The sequence below is a fragment of the Westiellopsis prolifica IICB1 genome, assembly GCF_004323185.1.
Taxonomy (GTDB): Bacteria; Cyanobacteriota; Cyanobacteriia; order Cyanobacteriales; family Nostocaceae; genus Pelatocladus; species Pelatocladus prolificus_A.
The window spans coordinates 667,130-673,253 of sequence record NZ_NAPS01000001.1 but is presented as its reverse complement, the minus strand read 5'-3'; the positions used below and the strand labels follow the sequence as shown (position 1 = coordinate 673,253).

Annotated in this window: 5 protein-coding genes; 2 read left to right on the top strand and 3 right to left on the bottom strand. The window is 41.3% G+C overall.

The annotated features are described in order from the left end of the window. Positions 1-271: 271 nt before the first annotated feature. Entirely contained in the window at positions 272-1,780 is a 1,509-nt protein-coding gene (locus tag B4U84_RS02875) for an efflux RND transporter periplasmic adaptor subunit (protein ID WP_131115445.1), read from the top strand. Continuing rightward, on the top strand, positions 1,777-2,994 hold the full coding sequence (locus tag B4U84_RS02870; protein WP_131115443.1) for an ABC transporter permease: 1,218 nt from the start codon (positions 1,777-1,779) through the stop codon (positions 2,992-2,994). The genes B4U84_RS02875 and B4U84_RS02870 overlap by 4 nt, the downstream gene beginning before the upstream one ends. Before the next feature lie 44 nt (positions 2,995-3,038). On the opposite strand, the gene B4U84_RS30285 is transcribed toward B4U84_RS02870, so the two are convergent. The 3 genes from B4U84_RS30285 to B4U84_RS02860 form a co-directional block, all read right to left on the bottom strand. Next, on the bottom strand, positions 3,039-3,191 hold the full coding sequence (locus tag B4U84_RS30285; protein WP_165490239.1) for a hypothetical protein: 153 nt from the start codon (positions 3,189-3,191) through the stop codon (positions 3,039-3,041). A 179-nt stretch (positions 3,192-3,370) separates the two neighbouring features. Continuing rightward, entirely contained in the window at positions 3,371-4,432 is a 1,062-nt protein-coding gene (locus tag B4U84_RS02865; protein ID WP_026082009.1) for an ABC transporter permease, read from the bottom strand. After that, the gene (locus tag B4U84_RS02860) at positions 4,425-6,005 is read right to left on the bottom strand and encodes an ABC transporter ATP-binding protein (protein ID WP_131115441.1); all 1,581 of its coding nucleotides are present in this window, start codon (positions 6,003-6,005) and stop codon (positions 4,425-4,427) included. The genes B4U84_RS02865 and B4U84_RS02860 overlap by 8 nt, the downstream gene beginning before the upstream one ends. Positions 6,006-6,124 lie beyond the last annotated feature (119 nt).

The following is a 6,124-nucleotide window of genomic DNA, read 5'->3' as shown; positions in this document are numbered from 1 at the left end:
CCCGATCCCCTTTCCCCGATCCCCTAGAGTCACCCATTCAGGTGAAGTGAAGAATACTTGGGAAGGGTTAACATCAAATAAAAGTTAAGAAACTATAAGTTCGCTATTTATACTCATTTTCTCTCTCACGCAAGATGAATGTTAACAGAACTTAAGCTCTATAGAAAGTTAATGATATTGCCTACAACAGATAAAGATTTCTAATCAATGTTTCTGCTTTACCTCCCCCCATATCATCTTTAAATCCAAGTTATTCCTCAAGGCTGCTGTAATGAATACGTATATAGAAATTCCCGTTATTGGCAAAATAAAGTATCCCCAACGCTGGCTAATTGGGCTAGTTGCAGCTGGTATTTTGGTTGTTGGCGGCACTACAACTTATACTTTGGTAAATCGGGGAGCAAGTAGAGAAGATATTGCGGCACTTACTATTCCTGTAGAAGCAAAAGATGTTACCTTGCGGATCACTGCCAGTGGTAAGGTAGTGCCAGATCAAAGCGTGAATATTAGCCCAAAACAACCGGGTATTGTTGCAGAGTTAAAGGTTGAACAAGGCGATCGCGTCCAAAAGGGACAAATTCTGGCTGTGATGGATAGTGCAAATGTCAAGACTCAAATTTTACAATATCAAGCCAGCTTACAACAAGCCAAAGCACAGTTAGCTGAAGCCCAAGCTGGGAGTCGCCCTCAAGAAATTACTCAAGCTAGAGCGCGTCTAGCACAAGCAGAAGCACAGCTTGAGGAAGCTATAACTGGAACTCGTGTAGAAGAAATTGCTCAAGCAGAAGCAGATGTTAATAAATTTGAAGCACAATTGCAGCAAGCTCGTTCTCGTTTGGAATTAGCATCTGTGCGAGTCAAGCGCCGAGAATATCCAGTTTCCCAAGGAGCGATATCTCGTGATTCATTGGATGAAGCATTGGCTGAAGAACGAAACGCTAAAGATAATCTCCAACAAGCTCAAGCGAGTCTCCAATCTGCTAGACAACAACTCATAAAGCTACGCAATGGCTCTCGTTCTGAAGAAATTGATCGTCAAAAAGCCGCCGTTGCAGAAGCCAAAGCTGCATTAAAGTTGCTGGAAAACGGTACACGTCCAGAAATTATTGCTCAACGTCAAGCAGCAGTGGCTGTTGCTGACGCCCAATTAAAATCGGCTCAGGTAAATTTAGAAGATACAGTTATCCGCGCTCCCTTTGCAGGAATTGTCACTCAGAAATATGCTAACGACGGAGCCTATGTAGCACCGACTACTTCTGCTTCTTCGAGTGCTTCGGCTACTTCCAGTTCTATCGTGGCTCTAGCTAAAGGTTTAGAGGTATTAGCCCAAGTTCCAGAAGCCGATATTGGCAGAATCAAAGAGGGACAACAGGTAGAAATTGTTACCGATGCTTATCCTGACCAAGTATTTAAAGGTCGTGTGCGCCTGATTGCTCCTGAAGCCGTCAAAGAAGAAGGCGTGACATTATTCCAAGTGCGAGTAACGATTAATACTGGTCAAGAACAATTACGTTCTGGCTTAAATGTTGATTTGACGTTTTTAGGTGATCAAGTAGACGATGCCTTACTAGTACCAACCGTAGCAATTGTGACGGAAAAAGGTGACACTGGAGTACTTGTCCCAGATGCTCAAAATAAACCCCTGTTCCGTTCAGTAACAGTAGGGGCGCAGGTAAAAGATCAAACTCAGGTTGTGTCTGGTGTTAAAGAAGGCGATCGCGTATTTATCAACCCACCCAAAGACTATAAACGTGAACAGCAAGCAAAAGAACAAAAATGAACCTAGCAGAAAGCATCAAAATGGCAGGAAAAACCCTGCTGTCTAATAAATTACGTAGCACTCTCACCATGTTGGGTATCGTCATTGGTAATGCTTCGGTAATTGCTATGATTGGTATTGGTGAAGCTGGACAAAAGTATGTCAATAAGCAATTAGAATCTTTGGGACCAAATGTGTTGTTTGTGCTTCCTGGAAATCGGGAAACACAACGTATTTCTTTTGAAGTACCGAAAACTCTCGTTTTGGCTGATGCAGAAGCGATCGCTACTCAAGTACCAACGGTAGCAGGAGTTGCACCAGAGTTGAATAGAAGACAAGCAGTTAGTTACCGAAACCGCAATACCAACGTCAACATTATTGGCACAACTTCCACTTTCCCAGAGGTACGGGATTTCAACACTACTAAAGGACGGTTTTTCACCGAAGTAGATACTAAGCGCAATAATCAAGTTACGGTGCTAGGTGCAAAATTGGCAGAAAGACTTTTTGGTAGTAGTAATCCTGTCGGCGCACAATTACGAATCAAAAATTCCAGCTTTCAAGTCATTGGTGTGTTGGAAGCTAAAGGCTCAAGCTTGGGTGCAGATTATGACGAAGCAGCATTAATACCAATCACTACATCTGCGAACCGATTGGTGGGACGAAATTCTCCCTATGGGATCGGTCTAGATTATATTGTCCTCTCGGCTCGTGATGCAAATAGTGTTGATGCAGCAGAATTTCAAATTACAAATTTGCTCCGTCAGCGACACAAAATCAATGGTGAAGATGATTTTACAATCCGCACTCAAAAAGATGCAATGCAAACTATCGGTCAAATCACTAGTGCGTTGACAATTATGTTAGCTGCGATCGCGGCTATTTCTTTGATTGTTGGCGGTATTGGCATCATGAATATTATGCTTGTTTCTGTCACCGAACGTACTCAAGAAATTGGATTGCGGAAAGCAATTGGTGCAACCCAGCAAGATATTTTATTACAATTCATCATTGAAGCCGTGATTCTCTCAGCAGCAGGTGGTTTGATTGGAACTGCGATCGGTGTCGGTGGTATTTTGTTAGTAGCAGCCTTAACACCATTAGATGCAGGTCTTTCTGTTGTCGCTATTAGTCTTACAGTCGGCGTTTCTGGTGGTATAGGTTTATTCTTTGGCGTTGTTCCTGCTCGTCGTGCTGCTCAACTCGACCCAATTGTAGCGTTAAGAAGCGCTTAATTTTGTGAAAGGTTTGTAGTAAGTGCTTTAGCACTCAAGCGTTATTAAGAAGCATCGACATGTTTCGTCATAACATCAGCATGTTTTGCTATAACATCAGCATGTTTCGTTATAACATCAGCATGTTTTGCTATAACATCAGCATGTTTCGTTATAACATCAGCATGTTTTGCTATAACATCAGCATGTTTTGCCATAACAGATTATGAACAAACGAACCACATGACTTCCTGTAAAGGTAGGACGCATTAGACGCGCAAGCGGATTCCCGCAGAGTAGAACGCAAAGTTAGCATAACTCTAAAGGGTTTTTGCGTCTCCCGTGAATTTTTGAAAAATTGGGATGCTCCCCCACTTTCAAATCAACAATCAGATAACTAATGACTCTTGATGATTCGATGAGAAATCAATAAATCACCTGCTAAAAGAAAGAAAAACAAAATACCTTGAAAAATTCCTGCTAAAGCTAAGGGAAGTCCTAATTTGATCTGTAATAATTCACTGCCAACATAAAATAGTGCCATCAATAAACTTGATAAAATAATTCCCAATGGGTGTAAGCGACCAATAAATGCAGCCAGGATAGCAGCATAACCGTAACCAGGAGAAATAAAAGGGCGCAATTGTCCAATGGGACCGAGAACTTCACACGCACCTGCTAAACCTGCTAAACCACCACTGATAATTAAAGTTAGCCAAATAATTCTCCCGCTTTTTATTCCAGCATAATTTGCAGCCCTAGGACTTGCACCAACTAAGCGCACACTAAAACCAAAAAATGTTTGTCGCAGCATTCCCCAAATTAATAATGCTGCTACCAAAGCGAAAATTACACCCAAATGCAAGCGTGTTCCGATAATTAATGATGGTAAGCTGGCATATTCACTAAAAGGTGCAGATTCGGGAAAATTATATCCTTGTGGATCTTTTAAGATTCCTCTAACTAAATAATTTAAGATAGAAATTGCTATATAATTCAGCATCAAACTAGTAAGGATTTCATTGGTATGAAACTTCACTCTTAATACAGCAGGAATGCTAGCCCAAATTGCACCACCTATTATCCCAGCCAGTAAACAAAATAAAAGTAAAATATAGTTATCAAAATTAGCAAATATTAAAGCGATCGCACTAGAAAAAATTGCCCCAAGAGTAAATTGTCCCTCTGCACCAATATTCCAAACTTGGGCTTGAAAACATATAGCTAAACCAACTGCAATCAACATAATTGGTGCTGCTTTAACTGCGATTTCTGTGATTCCGTGCAAACTACTTAAAGGCGAGATAAATAAAGTAGTAAATGCTGTGAGGGGAGATTTACCCAACAAACGAAATAGAAAAAAACCTACAATTATTGTTCCTAGTAATGCTAGTAGAGGTGATAAAACTAACCAAATTTTTGCAGGTTGTTCACGGGGTTCTAATTTGAAATCAAACAAAACCAATTCCTCCCATCCAACGGCCAATTTGCTCGCGACTAATATCTGCTATTGGTACGAAAGGAGAAAGTTGTCCTTTGTAAATTACGCCAATGCGATCGCACAACATCAACAACTCATCCAAATCTTCAGAAATCACCAGCACCCCTGCACCCAAATCTCGGATTTCGATTAAAGCTTCATGAATAGTCGCAGTTGCATTCACATCTACACCCCAACTCGGATGTGCTGCAATCAATATGGTCGGGTTTTGCTGAATCTCTCGCCCGATAATAAACTTTTGCAGATTACCACCCGATAAACTCCCAGCAAGAGAATTTAACCCCGCCTGTTTGACATTAAAAGCACTGCAAATTCTACTAGTCCAAGTTTTTAACTTGCGCTGCCGGATTATACCACGCCGCACTAACCCTTGTGAGTAACCAGTTAATAGAGCATTTTCCGAAAGACTCATATTCGGCACAACACCCACTCCCAAGCGTTCTTCTGGCACGTATCCCAAACCCAAACGCCGACGTTTGAGGGTATCATAATCACCAATAGATATTTCTCCCAACCTAATCATATCTGCCTGAGGACAGATGATTTCACCGCTTAAAGCTGCAATAAGTTCACTTTGTCCATTCCCCGCGACTCCTGCAATACCAACAATTTCACCACTGTGAACCTCTAAATTAATGTGCTGCAACGTTGTTCCCAAAGAATGCTTTGATTCCAAGCACAAATCGCGAACTTGCAAGTAAATTGGGGATCGGGGATTCTCCAGAGGAGACGCTACGCGAACGGGGAGCGGGAACAGATTTGTTAAATAATTCTCCCCACACTCCAAGCACTCCCTGCTTCCTTGTCCCAAAATCTCATCCTCGCCAACCATCATCTTTGCCAAACTCTGAATTGTCTCTGCTTGGGGGTTACATTCTGCGACTACCTCGCCATTTCTTAATACTGTTGCGTGAGTGCATAGCGATCGCACTTCTTGTAATTTGTGACTGCTAAATAAAATGCTGCAACCACTAGCAGTAATTTGGCGCAAGGTCACGAATAGGTTTTCTGTTTCTTGGGGAGTCAACACCGCTGTGGGTTCATCCAAAATTAGTAACTTGGTTGCAACACATAAACAACGGATGATTTCTACTCGCTGCTTTTCACCTACAGATAATGTATGAACTGGGCGATCAGGATTGATATCTAAACCGTATTCTTGAGATAAAACACGAATCTTGCGCTTAATTGCTGTTAAATCCCATTTTTCCTTAGGAGGAAGTGCAAGGGCGATATTTTCTGTTACAGTCAGGGTTTCAAATAAACAAAAGTGCTGGAATACCATACCAATTCCTAGCGATCGCGCTTTTGTTGGGTGATTAATATTAATCTGTTGTCCTTGCCAAAAAATTTCACCATGATCAGGACGCACCACCCCGTAGATAATTTTCATGAGGGTACTTTTACCCGCCCCATTTTCTCCTAACAAAGCATGAATTTCACCTGGTTGAATTGTCAAATTCACCTGCTTGTTTGCTATATAACCAAGGTAAGATTTACTAATATTGCTAACTTGCAAACGGGGAATCATAGAATTTTAGTGACTATTTTCAATTTTATCCTTGTGGCGAAGCAAGAATATTGAAGATCAAAAGTATCTAGACGGAAATTGTCCTAGTAAGCTGTGTAGTTTTTAGTAAACTCACAAAA